The organism is Qipengyuania profundimaris (assembly GCF_030717945.1).
Lineage (GTDB): Bacteria > Pseudomonadota > Alphaproteobacteria > Sphingomonadales > Sphingomonadaceae > Qipengyuania > Qipengyuania profundimaris.
The window spans coordinates 1,465,060-1,483,610 of record NZ_JAVAIM010000001.1 but is presented as its reverse complement, the minus strand read 5'-3'; the positions used below and the strand labels follow the sequence as shown (position 1 = coordinate 1,483,610).

Genomic DNA, 18,551 nt, shown 5'->3' with positions numbered 1-18,551 from the left:
TGACACCGATGCCAGGCGAAGTCACACAGGAGCCGGGAGAGAAAAGAGGTCGCATATCCCGTCGGGTCAGGGTCGCTTACCACTGAACCGAAGGAAGTGACTATGAAGCATATTCTCAAGGCAGCCGGACTTTCATTCGCCGTGGCAGGCATGGGCCTCGCCGTCCCCGCCAACGCACAGCTCACGGTGTGGGAGGATTACACCCCCCAAGAGACCGTGATCGAGCTCACCTATGTGAAGGTCGAACCTGGCCAGCTCGATTATTATCTCGAGGGGCTGAGATCGACATGGGTCAGGGCAAACGAGGCCGCCAAGAGCGTCGGGCAGATCACGGATTACGGGATCTACGTCGTGCCCTTCGGCAGCAGCGAGGTAAATCTCGTTTTACGCGTGAACTACCCGAACATGGCTTCGCTCGACCCCGACAAGGCGGAATACGATCGCTTCATGGAAGCTTGGGGCGAAGCGAATATGGACAGCAGCAATCAAACTGTCCGCGAACTCTACAACAACATCCGCGAGCTAAAGGGGACGTACATCCTGCGCGAGCTCGAGATGAAGCTCGACTGACCGCCAAAGAGCCGGCCGGGCGCATTTCAGCTTGCTCCGGCCGGCTAGTTTCGGTTGGCCTTCGTGAACCAGGGCTTTTTGGGCGCAATCCTTTATAGCTATGCACAATTGGCCGACAGGTGGTGTCTCAAAAGCGGCGATTACAGTCCCCCCAATTTGCCGTTGCGGCGATTTCCGTGCGATTTACGGTTGTGAGGGTCTGGTTCTGCATTACGGGATTATATGTAAGTGGCGAAATCAAGCCGCCCTATCCAAGCAGCACTCCTCCGTGAGCGTCGCACGCGCGGGCGCTATCTGCTGCAGCTGTCGACCGCCTCGACTACCGGCCTGGACCGCGCCCTCGTTCACGATCTGTCGGAAGTCGGCTTGCGCCTTGAAACCACCGTACCTCTGAACACCGGAGACAAGATCAGGATCGAATTACCGCTAATCGGCCAGGTCGATGCCAAAGTCATGTGGAAGGAAGGCGCTTTCATCGGCTGCAAATTCCTCGAACCGATTTCCCAATCGGTCGTCAATGCGGCTATCTTGCGCTCGTCAATTCGCACAGAAGCGCTGGCAGACCTTGCAAACCTCGAAGAAATTCCGATCGGCGTGAACCCCACGCTCGAAACGATCACCGCTTGGAAGGTTCGATTCGACGAGCTCCGCGGCGAGTCGGGTTATCGCATCGTCGGCTTCCGCCAGACTGCAGACGGGCTGACCATAGCGATGGTAACGCGCACGGATTGAGCGTCACGCTTCTCGCGTAGCCGCCTCGTCTACCTCTCCCCCTCCTTACGGGTAATATCTCGACCAGCGCATGGCGTGGTAACCATCCACCCGTTTCGCCCCTCGGGGCGGAGCAAGGGGACGCAGGCTCGCGCGATAATTAGAGGTAGGCTTAATGACCGAGGACACTTTATCGAACAACAAGCGCTGTCTGGCTGGAATCGAAAGCGAACTGCACGAAGCGGAAAAGGCCTTCGCCGACGCAAACGCGCGTTATGTGGAGGCAGAGCGCGATCGGCGGATCGCACTGGAAACGATCAGCAAGCGACAGATCGAAATCGATTCCGCGATCGCCCTGCTGCGCGAACAGAGTATCCCCGGCACGCGTTGGAGCCAGAGCGAGACGGGAAACGACCCAGAGAACGAACCGCTGGCCCTCAGATCTGAAGAGATTCTCGATCTTGCCGACCGGGATGAAGCGGACGAGCGGCGACTGACGTCGCACTCGATCCAAGAGCGGGTCGAGGAGCAATTCGGCAAGCTGCGCGACGAGGGGCGCAGCAGTGACGAAGATCCGGTGCTTAAAGTGATCAACGGCCGCAGGAAGTAGCCTTTGCTCGCTGGAAGGCGGTCATGGCGAAAGGAGCCTCACGATGCATTCGAACTTGCTCATGACCGAAGACCGGGAGGTCAGCGAGAAGAGCGGCATGCTCTCGCCGGCGGTTGTGAGGTGGTCGGCGGGAGGCGCAATCATTTTCGCCGCCATTGCACTCGTCTTCGGTCCAGCCGTTTCCGAAGATGTGGACAGCGCCCCCCCGGTCGATGCTCCGGAAGATGGTCGATTCCCGGAGTACTCGGGTTCCGAATTTGCTTTGTCGGAGCTGCAACACGCGGCGGCAGTCGATCTCGGCGACCGGCCCCTAGTTCCTCCAGTGGCCGCGAACCCTTTCTCCTATTCCGGAACCGATGATGACCGTGGAAAGGCGGCGGAGTGCCTAGCCTACGCCGCCTGGTATGAAGCCGGCAACGATCCCGTCGGCCAGCGCGCCGTGATGCAGACAGTCATCAACAGAGTAAATCACTCGGCGTATCCAAATTCGGTTTGCGGCGTCGTCTTCGAAGGCTCGCATCTAAGCACCGGATGCCAGTTCACTTTCACCTGCGATGGGTCAATCGCTGCTAGGCGCCCGAGCGCCCCCGCCTTGGCAAGTGCAAGGGACCGGGCGGAAGAAGCGCTCCGAGGCAAGGTCGACCAATCGATCGGGACCGCGACCCATTATCACGCAGATTATGTCTATCCCTATTGGGCGAGCGGCCTCGACCGCGTCGCGGTTGTCGGGCCGCATATCTTCTACAAATTTCGCGGACGCTCAGGCAGCCTGCGCTCGCGAGCGCGCCTCGATGGCGAAGCAGGGTTCACTCGACTGGCCGCTAGGATCCCACAGCGCCGCATTCGGCCGGACGACACATCCGGACTGGCCGCAAGTAGTTCGCACCTCGGAATGGAGGCCGGTGCAGAGGCTGCAAGCGAAGAGAAGGTTCGGCCCGTCGCGCCTGGCGCATTCTATATCGGCCTCGGCGACAGCAATGCGGCAGGCCGCTGGGCCATATCCGCACTCAAGACGTGCCAAGGGCGCAGCAGCTGCCAGGTCTTTGGCTATGAAAACGACGGTGCTGCCATACACAACCGCCGCGCTGCCCTCTCGGACAGGCAGCGCCCGCTCTTCCTGTTTGTCAGAGACCAGACCAGCGGCATGGATGTTGCGCTATGGGATTGTCAGCGGGTTTCGCGCACGGATCCGTCGCAGTGCCTGCCCAGCAGTGCCGGAGCGCTATCTAAGCTCATGCGCGAACGGGGTTGAAGCCCGCCAGAACAAATCGAATGGATGAGATCGATCAGGCGTGGGCGGGATTCGCCTCGAGCTGCTGGGCTTCGGACAGGTGATTGGGGAACCCACGCGTGCTAGCCCACATCGCTGCCTGGGTCCGATTGCTCACATCGAGTTTGCGAAGGATCGCCTTGACATGGACCTTAACCGTGGCCTCGCATACGTCGAGCTCGCGCGCGATGACCTTGTTCGAATAGCCGGCCATCAGGCAGCAAAGGACGTCGCGCTCGCGGACCGACAGTTTGGCTTCTTCCATTTCCGCTTCGAGATCCGAGCAGGACCCGTTCTGGTCGAAGCTTCGCGATCCGAGGACATCCGCGAGTTCGGAGGGGAGGAATTTCTGGCCGAGCGCCACCAGCTTGAGCGCAGTGATGAGCGGGCGCGAGTTCATCGATTTGACGATATATCCGTCGGTTCCGGCCTCGAAGCAGTCGACCAGTTGCTGCATGTCGAATTCGTCGACCAGCACGGCAATCTTCGCGGCGGGATAGGCCGCGGAGACAGCTTCCACGGCCTGTAGCTGGGCATGTGGGTCCGGCAGGTCGACCACAACCGAAATCTTGCTGTCGAGTTTGGATCTGACGATCCGATCCGCATTGTCGCTCGACAAGACGACATTGAATCCATCCGAGGAAAGTATGCGATGCAAGCCTTCCCGTGAAATATCGTTCGCACAAATCAAACCCAAGTCGCTGGTCATCGTCGGCCCCCGCTCGATACAAGGTAAATATCCCGACCCAGCCGTTCAGCGCCTAGTGCCCACGTTCAGTTCTATGTCTGATTTTTATAAGTCCCGTGGAAGCGACTCCGAACGGTTAACCATAATCCTCTCATAAACGCTCAGAATTGCAACTCCTAAGTTGCACGAGTTGCTTTTTCGTTAACCATCACAGGGTGTACAGTTACCTTTCGTAGGCGCAAACCCTCCGCAAGACGCCTATTCGCAGCGATGACAGTGCCCTTAAAAGAACGACTCGCGGATCGTGATGGTATCGCCTGGTGCAATCATTAACGAGCTTTGGCCGAGCCTTACCAGACGGCTTTCGGGCCAATCCTGGCGCTTGAGTATGACGGAGGAGCGCCCAGCCCTCGGCGTGTAACCGCCCGCCTTCGCAACGGCCTGCTCCAGTGTCAATTGCCCGTTGTGCGGATATTCGCCCGGTGTTTCGACTTCCCCCAGAATGAAGAACGAACGGTGTTCGAGTATCTCGACCGACACTCTGGGATCGAGCACATAACCTCCGTCAGCCAGGCTCGCCTGAATCAATTGCGCCACCTGCTGCGGCCCCTTGTCCTTGACCAGAATCGGCTCGATCAAGGGCAGCGCGAGGATGCCGCCGGTGCCGACGTCAAATTCACCTGTGAGCGTTTCCTCATCGAACACGGTCACGCGGAGGCTGTCGCCGGCATCGATAAGGTAGCCTTCGGACAAACCGCTATTGGCCTGGATTGCGCTGATTTCCGCAAAATCGGTCGACGCGCAGGACGCGGCGAACACGCAGAGCAGGCCGAGCGACGCTGCTCGAACCCCCCTCACAATGCTATGCCCGTTCACGGTCCCGCTGTGCTTGTTACGCACCGTTTCGATCTGCATGGCCTTATCTCCTGTCGCAGAACTTTCGCGCGCGGCAGCGAAGCCTGCGCGATCGGCCACATCTTATTCAAATCAAGGGAAACCTCACATTACCATTTGGGGGTGTCGGCAGTGCCTGGCGGATACCTCGCATACCCCCTTTTGCTGCCATGGCTTACACCCGATGCGCGGTTGTCGCAGTGCCATTTCTGGTCGATTTTCCAACAACGCCCGCTCCTCATGCTTTTGCGCACATCCGGAGCATTCGCCGACACTTGGACTCCAGAACGAGCAAGCGAGCAAGATGCAATCGACGAAGCATGACCGCGCTATGAGCGATCCGAACTCCGCGCACCGCACGGTGTTCACAATGGCGCCGTCGCTTTCCGATCACGATCTCATCTCCGTCAGCACCGAACTCGCGGGCAATGTGGAAGCGACGCCCGACCCGACCAAGCGCGCGCTCGACCTCGTGGTCGGTTTTTCGATGCTCATCTTCTTTGCGCCCGTGATGATTCTCGTTGCGCTCGCAGTGCGTGCCACGAGCCCGGGACCGATCCTTTTTCGCCAGGTACGCATCGGCGCCCGCGGGGAGACTTTCGAGTGCTTCAAGTTCCGCACCATGCGCGTCGATGCCGAGAAGGTGCTGGCCGAGATCATGGCGACACGAGCCGAGCTGCGACGGGAGTGGGACGAGAACCAGAAACTGGGCGTCGATCCCCGCGTCACGGGCATCGGCGCTTTCCTCCGGAACTCGAGCCTCGATGAACTGCCACAGCTGTTCAATGTGCTGCGCGGAGAGATGAGCCTGGTAGGTCCAAGGCCGATCGTCAAAGCGGAGATCGCACGCTACGGACGGTACAGCCAGTCCTATTTCAAGATGAAGCCGGGCATCAGCGGCCTCTGGCAGGTCAGCGGGCGCAACGCGATATCCTACCGGCGCAGGATCGCTGCGGATGTGCTTTATGCGCGATCGCGCAGCTTCCGCATGGACCTCCGGATACTCGTCATGACCGTTCCTGCGGTCCTCACGGGCAGGGGGTCATGCTGATGCGAAAGGACGCTTCTCAGGACAGCAGCAGGAAAAGCGCCACCCATATCGCAAGAGCGAAAGGGAACGCTATGACGAACCCTCGTGCGGCGCTGGTGGACCGCACGCGCCGATCGGTTCCCCGTCCCACGGGGACGGGCGATGAACCCTTTTTGGGAACGCTTGCCTCATCCATGGTGAGTAGTGATATGCCTCATCGGTATGGGAGGCAACACCCCCAATTGCCTTCCGTCGTATCGGTTGAGGCGTGGGACGGGGCCGAGCTCCGTCAGTCGGCACCCGAGCGGGTAGCGCGATCGCCGGAAGCCAGTCTCCTGAAAGCGGTTGTGTTTGCCTGTCTCGGCGTGCTGGCATCAACACCCGCTCAGGCCCAATCGGACGATGTCGTCACGCCTGTCGAACTCTTCGATCCCGATGTTGGCGACGGCGTCCGCCTGTCGCCCGCCTTCGTGCTCTATCCGCAGGTCACGACGGAACTGGCCTACGATTCCAACATCTACAACCTTGATGCGCCAGCGATCGACGACGCCGTTGTTTCAGTCCGCCCGAGACTTGTCGTTCGTTCGGATTTCGCCCGACATGAACTGCGTTTCGAAGCGGGGGCGGACATCAGGCGGTACATCGACACATCCAGCGAGGACAGCGAACAATACCGTATCAATGCGGGCACGCTTCTGGAGCTCGGCAGCAATATCGATGTCGAGGGAAGTGCCGGCTATTCTCGCGGGGTGGAACGGCGCGGTACTGCTGGCGACGCCCTCTTCACCGATCGTCCGGTGGTATTCCACGAGAAAGAAGCTTCGGTTGAAATCTCCCGTGCCGGCAACCGGCTGGAAATCGGCGTGGGGGGAAGCGTCCTGAAGCGGGATTACGAGGATGCGACGCTGAACGGCTTGCCAATCGACCTGGATTTTCGCGATGTTTTGCTAAGCAGGGTTCAGGCACGGGTCGATTATCGATTCAGCGCGAAAACGGAAGCCTTCTCCGAAGTGGGCCTGCGGGCGCTCGATTACGATGTACTGTCCGCACCGAATAGGGACTCGGACGGCTTCTTCGGCCTGATCGGGGTATCCCATGAACTGTCCGAATTGCTCGAGGTCGAAGCCGCCATCGGCTATCTCCAGCAGGATTTCGACGAACCGGCCTTCGAGACCGCCAAGGAGATCAACTACCGGCTGGAGGCGCGCTGGACGCCGAAGCCGGACTGGCGTTTCACGGCGCGCGCCGCCCGCGATGTCGATCCAAGTCGCGTGCGCGATTCCGCAGCAGTTATAGCAAGCTCGTTTCGGCTGACGGCAGAGCACGCTGTGGGCGACAAGCTGCTGCTGGCTGCCGACGCGCAATATCTCGAAGAGGATTACCGCGGCCAGTTGCGACAGGACCAACGCATTACCCTCGCCGCGTCAGCCACCTACCGGCTGGCGGACAGGATCGGGGTCATCGCGGCGGCCAGTTACCGCGACCAGGACGGGGGCGACTTCGGTCGGACTTATGACGGTTTTGCCGTTTCCATCGGTGTCAGGGCATCGTGGTGATTGAACCGGCAAGGGGGCAAACAATGGGGTCACGTCTTCGCGACGATAGGCTGGAGATGCGTGATGAATGAGAACAGCTTGATCAAGTACGATGCCGCGGCATCGGCTGTTACGCCATATGGGGGCTATCCCCCTCCATCGACCGATCGCATGGATCTGTCGGAAAGCATAGGATTCTTCCGGCGCCAGCTCAAACTGATCCTCGCGGTAGCCGCAATCGTTGTCGCACTCGGTCTCGCTGCGTCTTTCCTGATGGGCACGACCTATCGCGCTGAATCGGAAGTTATGCTGACGAACGAGGCCGCAATCGTCGCGCAGTCCAACGCCGTCGACGCCCCCCAACCCGCGCTTACCGGCGAATTGCTCGAGACGCAGGTCGAGATCATCGGGTCGCGGGAAATGGCTCAACTGGTTTCGAACTCGCTGGGGCTCGCAAACGGGCTCGATGTCGCCGGGCAGCGCGAAGTTCTCGACAGGCTGCAGGAAAATGTCTCGATCGAGCGCAAGGGCGAGAGCTTTGCTCTGACGATCGCCTACGAAGCCGAAGATGCGAACCAAGCTGCGGCGATTGCGAACGAATATACCCGCCAGTTCGTCAACTGGGAGCTGTCGAGCGAACAGGAGCGCAATGCCGGAGCGCGGGAAATCGTCCAGCAAAGGCTGGCCGAACTCAGGAGCCAGGCCCAGGCAGATACGCAAGCGTTGCAACAATACCGCATCAACAACAACTTGCTGAGCACTTCGGGTGCGTCGCTGACGGAGCAGGAAATCTCCACCTACAACCAGGCCGTAACGACAGCCCGGGCCGAAGCAGCCGAGGATCAGGCGCGCTTGCGGACGGCGCAGGCGCAGCTGCGTTCCGGTTCGCTGGGCGATGATGTGGGCGAGGCGCTCGGCTCGCCGGTCGTCGGATCCCTGCGCTCGCAGGAAGCGCTCGTCGCGGCAGAGGTTGCCGACCTGTCGTCCAAGTATGGTCCGAACCATCCGCAACTGATCCGCGCAAGAAGCCAGCTTGCCGAAGTGCGCCAGCGCATCGATGCCGAGATCGGACGCGTCATTTCCAACCTCCAGGCCCGGCAGGAGGTTTCCGCCCAGCGCCTCGCTTCGCTCAATGCGAGCCTCTCGAACGCGAGGGCGAAACTCTCGCAGAACAACAATGCGATGGTCGGCCTCAGCGAGCTGGAACGTTCTGCAGAGGCATCGCAGGAAATTTACCAGACCTATCTCAATCGCTACAAGGAACTGCTGGCGGCAGAAGGCAGCGAAACACCGCGCGCGCGCATCCTGACCCTGGCGCAGACGCCGATCTTCCCGAACTCGCCCAACATTCCGCTCAATGTGGCACTATCGCTCGTTCTGGGCCTTGGCCTCGGCTTCCTCGCAGCGCACTTCCGGGAATCCCTGTTCGAGGGCCTGTCGACGCCCGACGAAGTGGAAAGCGAAACCGGCGTGCCCTGCATCGCTTCTATCCCGCTTCTCTCGTCCGTCGACGGCGCCATAGACCATCCAGCGACCGCAGTGCAGGATGCGCCGAAATCGGCTTTCGCGGAAAGCTTCCGCTCGCTGGGCGCATCGATCGATCTCGCGACCCACGGCCAGGCAAAGGTCATCGCAATCACCTCTGCCCTGCCGAACGAGTCCAAGACTGTCACTTCGTGCTGCCTTGCCAGCGTTCTCGCCGCGAGCGGACAACGCACGATGCTCATTGATTGCGACCTGCGCCGCCAAGGCATCAGCCGGCTGCTGAATATGCAGGAAGGCCAGAAAGGCCTGATCGACGTGCTGAACGGCAGCGCACCTCTCGACCTGGCGGACTATGACGACGACAATGTCTTTTGCGTCCTGCCGCTTTCACCGAGCAAGGAGGAACCGGAACACCTGCTTCGCGGCCAGGAGTTCACCGATCTCATCGAGAGGCTGAGCGAGCATTTCGACCGCATCATCCTCGACCTTCCGCCGGTCCTCCCGATCGCAGCGACCCGCATCCTCGCAAGCCGTGCGGATGCGGTCGTGTTCTGCACACGCTGGCGCTCGACCTCGAAGCTGGCGGTGAAGGCAGCGCTGAGGCGCCTGCCACCAGAGCATGTCAACGTGGTCGGCGTGGCGCTCTCGGCCGTCGACATGCGCAAGCGCTCGTTCCTCGATCCGAACGATCCGAACTTCTACTACAGCCAGTACGAATCCTATTATGCATAGCCCGGTCGCCCTCGCCGACCATGGGGGTTTAACAGCGCAGCGGGCCGCTTTTTCGGCTCCTCGCGTAGCCATCGTGCATTACTGGTTCGTCGCCATGCGCGGCGGGGAGCGCGTGGTCGAGCGATTGCTGCACCTCTATCCCGATGCCGACATCTTCACCAATGTCGTCGATCCTGGCAAACTGTCCGACCGGCTCGCCGCGGCCCCGATCAAGGCCGGATTCGTTGACCGCCTGCCGTTTTCGCGACGGCTCTATCAATACTACTTGCCCTTGATGCCCATGGCACTCGAGGGGCTGGACCTGAGCGACTACGATTTGGTGATCAGTAGCGAGTCCGGTCCTGCCAAGGGGGTCATCACGCGGCCGGATGCAACGCATCTTTGCTATTGTCACTCACCGATGCGGTACCTGTGGGATCATTATCACCAGTACCGCGCCGCCGCATCCCCGCTCGCGCGCGGGGCCATGCCATACCTGTATCATCGCCTGCGCCAATGGGACGTCGCCTCCAGCGCACGGGTCGACAAGTTCATCGCGAACTCGTCGTTCATCCAGCGCCGCATCCGCAAGGTCTGGCGGCGCGAAGCCGAAGTCGTGCATCCACCGGTCGAAACGCAACTTTTCGGCAAGAGCGACGATGTCGGCGACAGCTATCTATGGGTCGGGCAGATGGTGCCCTACAAGCGCCCCGAAATCGCGGTGGAGGCATTCACGGCCAATGGCCTTCCGCTGACCATGGTCGGCACCGGCAGCATGCTCAATCGATTGAAAGCGATGGCCGGGCCGAACATCACCTTCATCGACCGGCTGGATTTCGCGTCGCTCCGGCGGGCCTATGCGCGCTGCAAGGCCTTCGTCATGACGGCCGAGGAAGACTTCGGGATTACCCCGGTCGAATGCATGGCGTCTGGACGTCCGGTCGTCGCGTACGGCGGTGGCGGGGCTCTCGATACCGTCGTGCCCGGGGTAACCGGCCTGTTCTTCGATCGGCAGGATGCCAGTTCGCTCGCTGCCGCGGTCGGGGAAATGGAGAGCTTCCTTACCGAGTTCGACCCGGACAAGGCCATCGCGCATGCCGCGCATTTCTCTTCCGATTGCTTCGACCGGCGGTTTTCGCGCGTGGTCAGCGCACTCTGACGGGGCGGCACGATGGAACTCACCCAGATCGGCGCCGTCACCGCCCTGATCGGCCTGTACGTCGTCATGTTCGGCACGGTTCGCAGCGCGGTCTATTTCATCGTGATCAGCGCGATCATGCAGGGTTCCGCGGCGATATCACTGCCATCGCTCGGCGGGGCAACGATCCCGGTCGGGCATTTCGCAATGGTTTTCGCTCTGCTCAAGATTTTCACCCCGAAAGGCGGCTATCACGGCCTGTTTCCCGCGGCCGTCCGCGATCATCGGTGGTTGGTCATGTTCGTCTTCTACGGTGTGGCGATGGCCTATCTCGGGCCGCGCCTGCTGGCCGGCGATGTCATGCTCTTCCCCATGCAGCCCACGCCCGGGCTGGGAGATTTCGAGACCGTACCGCTGGCGCCTTCCGCCCAAAACGTGACCGGCGCACTCTTCATGGTCGGCGCGCTGCTGCTCGGCCTGATCGGATATATCTTTTCGCGCGTGCCCGGAGCGCAGAAAGCCTTTATCGGAGCCATCCTGTTCGCCGGCTGGCTTCATGCCATCACCGGTGTTGTCGACATTGCGACGCGCGGCACGCCGATGGCAGAGATTTTAAATTCCTTCCGCAACGTCAATCACAACCTGCTTGATCACAGTACCGATGGCTTCATCCGCATCAGGGGCACTTTGGCGGAGGCATCGGTATATGCGGCGCAAGGCTTCATCCTTTTCGTGGTCAGCGCCGAGATGTGGTACCGTTCCATCCGACCCCGCGCGACCGGCGCGCTGGCCGGCGCCCTCGCGCTGATCCTGGTGATCAGCACGGCCTCGACTGCCTATGTATCGCTGGCAGTTTACGGAATCTTCTTCGTCGTTCGCGCGACCCTGTTCCCTAGCGTTGCGCCGAAGGGCAAAATGATGCGAGCCGCGATCCTCGGCTTCGCCATACTCTGCATTCTCAGCGCGACATTCGCGGTGGTGCCCCAGGTCCTTCTCGGCATCTGGAACCTCGTCGCCGACATGACGCTGGACAAGCCGCAGAGCTTTTCGGGCCAGCAACGCCTGTTTTGGGCACAGCAGGGTTGGAACGCGTTTCTCGGCTCCTATGGCCTGGGTGTGGGACCCGGCAGCTTCCGTTCGTCGAGCATCGTTACTGCCATCCTCGGTTCGGTAGGAGTATTCGGAACGATAGCCTTCCTACTGCACTTCAAAAGGGTTTTCATGGCCGCGCGCCGCTCGACCTGGGGCATTGGCCCCACGCCGCAAGAGACCCTGGGCGGGGCTTTCGGTACGGCTGCGATACTTGGACTGACGCCGGCGATCGTTAACGCCCCGCACGCTTCGCCGTCGGAGCTGATCTCGATCATCGCCGGTGCATCCATCGCTCTTCGCGCATTCGCACTGCAATCGGATGGTGCCGCCGCCCGGGAAGCGGTCACGCACCGCGCCGCCTCGCGAACCGCCGGCCAACGCCCGACACAGCCGCCCCCCCGCTTCAGTCGTGAACCAATCGCCAGAGCCCGCAGGACATGACCCTCCGGCTGGGCGTCATGCGCGGCGCACTGACACTCGCCGGCGGCAATATGGCGGCCAATATTCTTGCCGCTCTTGCCCTGCTGGCGCTCGCGCGGCTGCTTACACCGGAGGACTTCGGTATTGTCGCGATCGCGGCCGCTATCCTCTCGATTGTTCAGGCCTGCACGGAGCTCTCGCTCAACAACGCGCTGATCCAGAAGGAAGAGGTCGACCGCACGCATATCGACACGGCATGGACCATGGCGCTGATCCGGTCCGGCGTCATCTGCGGCATCTTCGCGATCAGCGCCTGGCCGCTTTCGATCATATACGGAAATGACAACCTCATACTTGTCTTCCTTGTCTCCGGGCTCGGTGGAGCGGTGCTGGGCCTTCATAATCCGAAGGTCTGGCTTGAAACAAAGCAGATGGCGTTCCGCCCGCTGGTAGTTGTCCAATTCCTGCGCCGGGCATTGGGGATCATCCTCTCCGTAGTCCTCGCAGTATTTCTCCATTCCTACTGGGCGATCATCCTCGGCACCTTTATCGGGGCAGTTGCATCCTCGACGATCTCCTACCTTCTCGTCCCGTACAGGCCCCGCCTGTCACTCGAACATGTGCGAGAGATCTGGTCGTTTTCCGGCTGGATGTTCCTTAGCCAGATGTTCGAGACGTTGAACTGGCGCATCGACCAGCTCATCATCGGCCTGGCGGTCCCGAAGGGACAGCTCGGCATTTATGCGATGGCCGATAACCTTGCCGTGATTCCGACGCGCGAGACGATCTATCCGATCAGGTATGCGCTCTTCCCCGGGCTGGCCACGATTTCGCGGGACCACGAGCGCCTGCGCCGTTCGCACCTGCGCTCGCAATCGACCATAGCTTTGCTGATTGCACCACTCGGCGTGGGACTGGCGTTGGTCGCCGAACCGGTAGTCGCCCTGACGCTGGGCAGTCAGTGGACGGATGCAGTCCCCTATGTCCAGATTTTCTCGATCGTTTATATGCTTAGTGTCTTTAGCATCGGTCTCCAGCCAGTGGCCATGTCGCTCAACCGGACAAAAGTACTCTTCTGGCGGCAATCCATAGCCTTTCTTGTGAAAGTCCCGGTGATCGTGACGGGGCTGCTTACTGGCGGATTACTCGGCGCAGCGCTCGGCCGCTTACTCGCCGATGCCGCGTCGGCCTTGATCGAACTCTTCTTCCTGAAGCGATTGCTCGGGATCGCGATCACCACCCAAATCGCGCATCATGCGCTGACCATCGCCGCGCTCATCGCCATGGCCGTAGCCGTGTCTTTTGTCGGACGGTTCGTGCCCCATGGCGATACCCCCCTGTTGCTTGAACTGGGGGTCGAGATTGGAACTGGCGCGATCGTCTATACCGCTGTCATCGGTGGCACCTGGCTAGCGATGGCCCGACCCGACGGGCCCGTAAAAATCCTTTTGGATGCGCTCGCGCATCTGCGCTCGCGCAAGGCGGCGTCGGCAACCTGACTGCTCAACCCGGAGCTGCGCTTCCCGCATCCGGGCGGGTTGGCTTCAGGCGTCCGCGAGTTGCCGCGCCGGCATCAGGTCGGGATCGAACGCGCCTTCGTCGATGCGCTTCTTCATCCAGGCTATACGCTTGAAGCGGGGACCCTCGAACTCCTCGAGTGTCAGGCCGTCGGTATGGAAGGCGTCGAATAGCTGCTCGATCCCGCGTCGGCACGTCCACTGCGGCTTGAAGCCATGAAGCTTGCGCGCAATGTAGTTGCAATCCACGCGGTAGTTGCGGACATCGGGGCTGGCGCCTTCCGAAAAACCGATCCTGGAACCGGGCACGATATCGCGAACAAGCTCGGCAATTTCCCTTATCTGATAGTTCTCGGTTGTCTGCCCGATGTTGAAGATCTGCTCGTGCACATCGGCGCGCTCGGCCTCGATGACTGCGATGTAGGCGGCCGCAATATCCTCCACGTGGACAATTGGGCGCCACGGGCTGCCATCGCTCAGAAGATGGACTTCGCCGGTGGTGCAGGCCCAGGCCGTCAGATTGTTCACGACGAGATCCAGCCGCAGATGCGGCGACAAGCCGTAGGCGGTTGATGCGCGAAGGAAGGTTGGGCTGAAGTCCTCGTCGGCAAGCACGGATATTCCTGTTTCCGCATGGACCTTGGAGAAACCGTAGGCCGTAACGGGGTTGAGTTCCCCGGATTCGTCGATGAAGCCGTAGCCCGATGCGCCGTAGTTGGAGCAGGAGGAGGCAAAGGCAAACCGCGGGACGCCGGCCTGCTTGGCCAGCCGCGCCAGCGCGATGGATGCCTCGGCATTGATCTCCTCGGTCAGCCCGGGACGATAGTCGCCGAGGGGATCATTGGATAGCGCAGCGAGATGGATGACCGCATCCATACCACGCAGACGCTCGACGGCATCGGCCCGAGCGACGAAATCCCGCACGTCGTCGCCGAGAGAGGGTATCTCGGCCGGGTTGGGACGAAATGCGCATCCCACGAACAGGGCGCTGTCCAGACCGATGACCTCATGCCCACGTTCGAGCAATCGCGGAGCCAGCACCGTGCCGATGTAGCCGAGATGTCCTGTCACCAATACTTTCACCGTAGTTCCCCTAAAGCTAAACGTGTCTCAGCCCGCACAAACTTGGTGACCGAAGTTTCGGTCTGCCTTCGGTGGCGAAGCTTCCGCTTTCCATGTTTTAGGTAGATGCGCACAATTTCGCGATACGCGCAGCGTGCTTAGGCCAAACGCGCCGCGCCCTAATCCCATTGGGTTCAGGAAGTCGGGAAATGCGGGCAATCGGGTGCCGGCATCTACTTGTCAGCAGCGCGGCTCGCTCTCGATGGTGTCGGCCAGTTCGCGCAGCAGCGAAGGCAATTCGGTGCGTTTCTCGAACATAGAAAAGACATTCACGGTTGCATTCAGCATCGCGACAGTCACCATTTCCGGCGGGATACCGCGCTCGGCAAGCCGCGCATAACCTGTGGCGAGCGCCCGGGAGACCTCGCCCAATTCTCTGTAATGAGGGACGTCTTGTGGGGATTGGGAATAATTCACGACCTTGCCGCCATGCTTACGGCGGCAAGGGCCGCTCGCAGCGGCACGAAAATGTTCTGTGTGGTCTGACCCGCCATGTTCACTCCCAGCGAGAGGCTTCTTCTTATCTCTCGACATTGCGCGTGCGACACCAGTTGCGGCAACCCTCCATTCCGGCCTAACCCGGTAGAGACACAATGGGATAGCCGGGTATCGGGCCATTTTCGCTTGAATCGCAAAGTCTTCGGCTTCGGTCGGACCAAATCGAACTAACCCGAGTTAGCCTTCGCCTCTCGGGCTGACGCCAGATAATCTCGGTATCGAGAGTCGAGCGCCCGAAACAACGGGCAAACCGCTTGTGACGCAAGGCTCGCGAGGACCGATCGATGAGCCGCAAAGAAGGATACGTATTCGTCCTGATCAATGATGCGATGCCCGGCTTCGTAAGGGTGGATTTTTCGCCGAAGAACGATGTCGGCGGGCGCATACTCAAGATCAATCAGGCCGCACCGCCTGTCCCGTTCCGCGTCTATCTTGCTGCGAAAGTCATCGATTGGAAGCTGCTGAGCCGTAACCTGCGCTTCCTCTTCCAGGATTATTGCGATCCGGAAAATCCTGACTTCTACACCGTCAATCCGGAACTGATCCGCGCCGCAACCGAACTTTCGATAATCGAAATGCTCGAGCTACCTTCAGGGGAAATCGGCATTTCGGCGACCAAACAGGCGCAGATGGATAAGTTGCGCGCGTCTCATCAGGCCCTGAAATTCCTCGCTTTGAAGGCAGAGCCGGGGACCCGGCTCTTTTTCGCGCGGGACCCCTCGATATCCTGCACCGTCGCAGATGGCGGCCTGGTCAGCTTTGCGGGCGAGGAGACGACCCCAGCGGTCGCAGCAGAACGCGCCTTTGCCGAACTGGGCTTCGACTGGAGCGACCTGGCAGGAACGGACTACTGGACGCCAGTCGCGCCGGTCGATGCGAGGCGTGCCGCTACATCGGAAGCCTTCGACGAGGACGAGAACGAGGTACCGGAAGCACTGGTGGTGCCCAGCGAGACCGAGAACTCGCCGGTCATGTTCATCCGCAACAGTAAATCGTAGGGCGGCAGCGATTTGAGAACGCGAACTGCAAGCGCCCTTCAATGCGGAGCCGGGGCGAAAACTGCCTGAAATGACGACAATTGCGCTCCTCAATGTGAAGTATAGCCCCAACCTGGGGGACGGCATCATCGCCGAGTGCCTCGAGAATGAAATTCGCAGGCTGCTCCCCGACGCCGATGTCGTGTCGGTGGACTTGGCGGGCCGTGAAGCCTTCGGAACAGGGCTCGACGACCATCGCGGAGCGGTGCTCACGTTTCTCGATAAGCTGCCACGCGGCCTGCGCTCTCTCATCGTACCCCTTGCGGTTGGAGCCCTAATCAGGCTGCGCTATCGCAGCAGCTGGCAATGTTTATTGAGGCAGGCCGACTACGCCGTATTAGGCGGCGGCCAACTGCTGGCCGATGCCGATCTCAACTTTCCGCTAAAGATCGACGGCGTCATGCACGAAGTCCGCAAGCGCGGAATTCCTACGGCGATCTTCGGGGTGGGCGTGGCCGAGAACATGTCCCGGCGCGGCCACGCCCTGTTCGCCGACGCGTTGTCCAACGCGAGGCTGGCGCATGTCGCGACGCGAGACCGGCACTCACAGGCAAACTGGAATACGCGGTTCGAACCGGCGACCAAGATGTCCGCAAAGCTGTGCTGCGACCCGGGTTTGCTCTGTTGCGATCTTTATCGCGAGGTGCAGCCGCGCGACCGGCGGCAGGCACCGACCATCGGGCTCGGCATTACTCATCCACGAACGCTGGCGCTGCATGGCGGCAGCAGCGGCAATATTTCGTTCGAGGCGGCGCAAGCCTTTTGGATCGAGTTGTGCCGGATGCTGCGCGACAAGGGTCACGCGGTCGAACTGTTCACGACGGGGCCAGCCGACGACACGGAATTCTTGCAGGCAATTTATCGAGCAACCCGGGAACTGGGCGTAGCCCAGGCTCCGCGACCCCGGCGTCCGGCTGAGCTGGCGCGGACGATCGCACGCTTCGATGCCGTCGCTGCGCACCGCCTCCATGCCAATATCGTCGCCTACTCCTTCCGCATACCGAACGTCGTGCTGCGATGGGACCGCAAGGTCGACGCCTTCATGACGTCGGTCGGGCGCGAGAGGTTCGTTGCAGACGCGGCTGAGGGCCAAGCCCGGCTGGTCGCGAATACGATCGAAAAGGCTCTGTCCGAAGGCGTAGATCGCTCACGCCATGGGCGAACGCTGGATGCAGCCCGCGCGTCTATCGAGAGCTGTCTTTCGGCCCTGATGGCAAAATCGCCCGACGTTGCGGATGAGCGACCGTCACAGGTCGAGGATGCGCTCCGGCCGAGACCTGCCGCGGGCTAGGTCGAACAGTCCGATCACGTTGCCGCGGAGCCGGCCCCATCGGTCGATATACGGTTCCGGCAGCAAGGCCCGCGTCGCATTGACCACCGGGTACTTCACGAGGTTCTTCATCATGAGCCAGCGAGGGGCCGACCCCTTGGCCATGAGGTATCGGGCATTCGCTATCTGCGAATACCCCAGGCGCAGGCCTGAAACCCTGGCCGCCTTGACCCCGCGATGCGCACCGATGAGGCTGTCCAGCCGCACGAGCCGCCCCTCGTCGAGCAAGCGGTTGGTGAAGTCGAGATCTTCGAGCCAGCCGTACAAGGGCAGCCGCTCGTCGAAGCGTCGTCCGCCCAGGGCATCGACACGCATTGCCATGTTGCATCCGTAAAGGCCGGGAACATCCGTTTCGCCCGGCGGCCCGTCATCTTGTCGGGCCCCATGGACCTCGACCGCCTCCACTGCCTCCTGGCGTGTGAGACCGGGCCCGCAGATACCATCGGCAACCACCGCTCCCGTGATTCCGACATATTCGGAATTGGCTTCGAAGGCGTGCTCTACCCGCTCGAGGAAAGTACGATGTGGGACGAAATCGTCATCGAAGAACACAATCACGTCACTGGTGTCGGCTACATGATCCAGACCCGCGTTGCGCTGCGCACAAAGACCCTTGCGCGGGCAGAGCAGGGTTTCGTTGGCGATATCCGGATTACGGCCGGGTGCGTCTTCGGGCTTAACGACCGCAAATACGGTGCGGTCGGGCCGGCGCGTCTGGTTGACGAGGTCGTTGACCAGATCGTCGGCCTCGCGGGGACGCCCAAGTGTTGCGACGATGACCGTGATCCGCATTCCGTTCTTTCCTCCTGACTGCGACGCCCAGGACGTATCGCCGTGGCGCCAGAAGCTTAGGAGAGAAGTCGTGGGCGTTCTAAGCGCAATATGATGGTACT

The 18,551-nt window shown here is 61.0% G+C and carries 17 protein-coding genes; 12 read left to right on the top strand and 5 right to left on the bottom strand.

The annotated features are described in order from the left end of the window. Nucleotides 1-102: 102 nt before the first annotated feature. From Q9K02_RS07300 to Q9K02_RS07285, 4 genes are all read left to right on the top strand, one after another. Complete coding sequence (locus tag Q9K02_RS07300) at nt 103-570, top strand: hypothetical protein (RefSeq protein WP_305932297.1); 468 nt, start codon at nt 103-105, stop codon at nt 568-570. 228 nt (nt 571-798) lie between these two features. Beyond that, the gene (locus tag Q9K02_RS07295) at nt 799-1,302 is read left to right on the top strand and encodes a PilZ domain-containing protein (RefSeq protein ID WP_305932296.1); all 504 of its coding nucleotides are present in this window, start codon (nt 799-801) and stop codon (nt 1,300-1,302) included. Between the two features lie 154 nt (nt 1,303-1,456). Then, nucleotides 1,457-1,891: a hypothetical protein gene (locus Q9K02_RS07290; protein ID WP_305932295.1), complete on the top strand. Its 435-nt coding sequence runs from the start codon at nt 1,457-1,459 to the stop codon at nt 1,889-1,891. A gap of 43 nt (nt 1,892-1,934) precedes the next feature. Next, on the top strand, nt 1,935-3,143 hold the full coding sequence (locus Q9K02_RS07285) for a cell wall hydrolase (protein ID WP_305932294.1): 1,209 nt from the start codon (nt 1,935-1,937) through the stop codon (nt 3,141-3,143). 34 nt (nt 3,144-3,177) lie between these two features. On the opposite strand, the gene Q9K02_RS07280 is transcribed toward Q9K02_RS07285, so the two are convergent. Beyond that, nucleotides 3,178-3,780 (bottom strand): response regulator transcription factor, encoded by a 603-nt coding sequence (locus Q9K02_RS07280; RefSeq protein WP_305932293.1) that lies wholly within the window; start codon nt 3,778-3,780, stop codon nt 3,178-3,180. Between the two features lie 351 nt (nt 3,781-4,131). Further along, complete coding sequence (locus tag Q9K02_RS07275; protein WP_305932292.1) at nt 4,132-4,764, bottom strand: polysaccharide biosynthesis/export family protein; 633 nt, start codon at nt 4,762-4,764, stop codon at nt 4,132-4,134. A gap of 310 nt (nt 4,765-5,074) precedes the next feature. Between Q9K02_RS07275 and Q9K02_RS07270 the strand changes: the two genes are divergently transcribed. From Q9K02_RS07270 to Q9K02_RS07245, 6 genes are all read left to right on the top strand, one after another. Next, nucleotides 5,075-5,794, top strand: coding sequence for a sugar transferase (locus Q9K02_RS07270; RefSeq protein ID WP_305932291.1), 720 nt, complete (start codon nt 5,075-5,077; stop codon nt 5,792-5,794). After that, a complete protein-coding gene (locus tag Q9K02_RS07265) occupies nt 5,788-7,329 on the top strand; it encodes an outer membrane beta-barrel protein (RefSeq protein ID WP_305932290.1) in 1,542 nt (513 codons plus the stop codon). Before Q9K02_RS07270 ends, Q9K02_RS07265 begins: the two co-directional genes overlap by 7 nt. 63 nt (nt 7,330-7,392) lie before the next feature. After that, nucleotides 7,393-9,525: a GumC family protein gene (locus tag Q9K02_RS07260; RefSeq protein WP_305932289.1), complete on the top strand. Its 2,133-nt coding sequence runs from the start codon at nt 7,393-7,395 to the stop codon at nt 9,523-9,525. Further along, complete coding sequence (locus Q9K02_RS07255; protein WP_305932288.1) at nt 9,518-10,663, top strand: glycosyltransferase; 1,146 nt, start codon at nt 9,518-9,520, stop codon at nt 10,661-10,663. Before Q9K02_RS07260 ends, Q9K02_RS07255 begins: the two co-directional genes overlap by 8 nt. A gap of 12 nt (nt 10,664-10,675) precedes the next feature. Further along, nucleotides 10,676-12,175 carry a glycoside hydrolase gene (locus tag Q9K02_RS07250; protein ID WP_305932287.1) on the top strand — a complete coding sequence of 500 codons (1,500 nt, stop codon included), beginning with the start codon at nt 10,676-10,678 and terminating at the stop codon, nt 12,173-12,175. Then, nucleotides 12,172-13,653: a lipopolysaccharide biosynthesis protein gene (locus Q9K02_RS07245; protein ID WP_305932286.1), complete on the top strand. Its 1,482-nt coding sequence runs from the start codon at nt 12,172-12,174 to the stop codon at nt 13,651-13,653. The genes Q9K02_RS07250 and Q9K02_RS07245 overlap by 4 nt, the downstream gene beginning before the upstream one ends. Nucleotides 13,654-13,698: 45 nt before the next feature. Here the strand turns inward: Q9K02_RS07245 and Q9K02_RS07240 are convergent, their stop codons facing one another. Together Q9K02_RS07240 and Q9K02_RS07235 are read right to left on the bottom strand one after the other, a co-directional pair. After that, on the bottom strand, nt 13,699-14,742 hold the full coding sequence (locus Q9K02_RS07240) for an NAD-dependent epimerase/dehydratase family protein (protein WP_305933471.1): 1,044 nt from the start codon (nt 14,740-14,742) through the stop codon (nt 13,699-13,701). 231 nt (nt 14,743-14,973) lie between these two features. Beyond that, nucleotides 14,974-15,327 (bottom strand): hypothetical protein, encoded by a 354-nt coding sequence (locus tag Q9K02_RS07235; protein WP_305932285.1) that lies wholly within the window; start codon nt 15,325-15,327, stop codon nt 14,974-14,976. Between the two features lie 248 nt (nt 15,328-15,575). Here Q9K02_RS07235 and Q9K02_RS07230 point away from each other — a divergent pair, with 248 nt between their 5' ends. Both Q9K02_RS07230 and Q9K02_RS07225 read left to right on the top strand, forming a co-directional pair. Next, nucleotides 15,576-16,289 carry a hypothetical protein gene (locus Q9K02_RS07230; RefSeq protein WP_305932284.1) on the top strand — a complete coding sequence of 238 codons (714 nt, stop codon included), beginning with the start codon at nt 15,576-15,578 and terminating at the stop codon, nt 16,287-16,289. 70 nt (nt 16,290-16,359) lie between these two features. Then, nucleotides 16,360-17,619 (top strand): polysaccharide pyruvyl transferase family protein, encoded by a 1,260-nt coding sequence (locus Q9K02_RS07225; RefSeq protein WP_305932283.1) that lies wholly within the window; start codon nt 16,360-16,362, stop codon nt 17,617-17,619. Here Q9K02_RS07225 and Q9K02_RS07220 read toward each other — a convergent pair. After that, nucleotides 17,575-18,450, bottom strand: coding sequence for a glycosyltransferase family 2 protein (locus Q9K02_RS07220; RefSeq protein WP_305932282.1), 876 nt, complete (start codon nt 18,448-18,450; stop codon nt 17,575-17,577). The genes Q9K02_RS07225 and Q9K02_RS07220 overlap by 45 nt on opposite strands. Nucleotides 18,451-18,551: the final 101 nt, after the last annotated feature.

Excerpts from the sequence above, each read along its gene's own strand:
- Q9K02_RS07300 (WP_305932297.1), top strand. The coding sequence starts at position 103 with ATGAAGCATATTCTCAAGGCAGCCGGACTTTCATTCGCCGTGGCAGGC.
- Q9K02_RS07290 (WP_305932295.1), top strand. The coding sequence starts at position 1,457 with ATGACCGAGGACACTTTATCGAACAACAAGCGCTGTCTGGCTGGAATC.
- Q9K02_RS07285 (WP_305932294.1), top strand. The coding sequence starts at position 1,935 with ATGCATTCGAACTTGCTCATGACCGAAGACCGGGAGGTCAGCGAGAAG.
- Q9K02_RS07275 (WP_305932292.1), bottom strand. The coding sequence starts at position 4,764 with ATGCAGATCGAAACGGTGCGTAACAAGCACAGCGGGACCGTGAACGGG.
- Q9K02_RS07270 (WP_305932291.1), top strand. The coding sequence starts at position 5,075 with ATGAGCGATCCGAACTCCGCGCACCGCACGGTGTTCACAATGGCGCCG.
- Q9K02_RS07265 (WP_305932290.1), top strand. The coding sequence starts at position 5,788 with ATGCTGATGCGAAAGGACGCTTCTCAGGACAGCAGCAGGAAAAGCGCC.
- Q9K02_RS07260 (WP_305932289.1), top strand. The coding sequence starts at position 7,393 with ATGAATGAGAACAGCTTGATCAAGTACGATGCCGCGGCATCGGCTGTT.
- Q9K02_RS07255 (WP_305932288.1), top strand. The coding sequence starts at position 9,518 with ATGCATAGCCCGGTCGCCCTCGCCGACCATGGGGGTTTAACAGCGCAG.
- Q9K02_RS07250 (WP_305932287.1), top strand. The coding sequence starts at position 10,676 with ATGGAACTCACCCAGATCGGCGCCGTCACCGCCCTGATCGGCCTGTAC.
- Q9K02_RS07245 (WP_305932286.1), top strand. The coding sequence starts at position 12,172 with ATGACCCTCCGGCTGGGCGTCATGCGCGGCGCACTGACACTCGCCGGC.
- Q9K02_RS07235 (WP_305932285.1), bottom strand. The coding sequence starts at position 15,327 with ATGTCGAGAGATAAGAAGAAGCCTCTCGCTGGGAGTGAACATGGCGGG.
- Q9K02_RS07230 (WP_305932284.1), top strand. The coding sequence starts at position 15,576 with ATGAGCCGCAAAGAAGGATACGTATTCGTCCTGATCAATGATGCGATG.
- Q9K02_RS07225 (WP_305932283.1), top strand. The coding sequence starts at position 16,360 with ATGACGACAATTGCGCTCCTCAATGTGAAGTATAGCCCCAACCTGGGG.
- Q9K02_RS07220 (WP_305932282.1), bottom strand. The coding sequence starts at position 18,450 with ATGCGGATCACGGTCATCGTCGCAACACTTGGGCGTCCCCGCGAGGCC.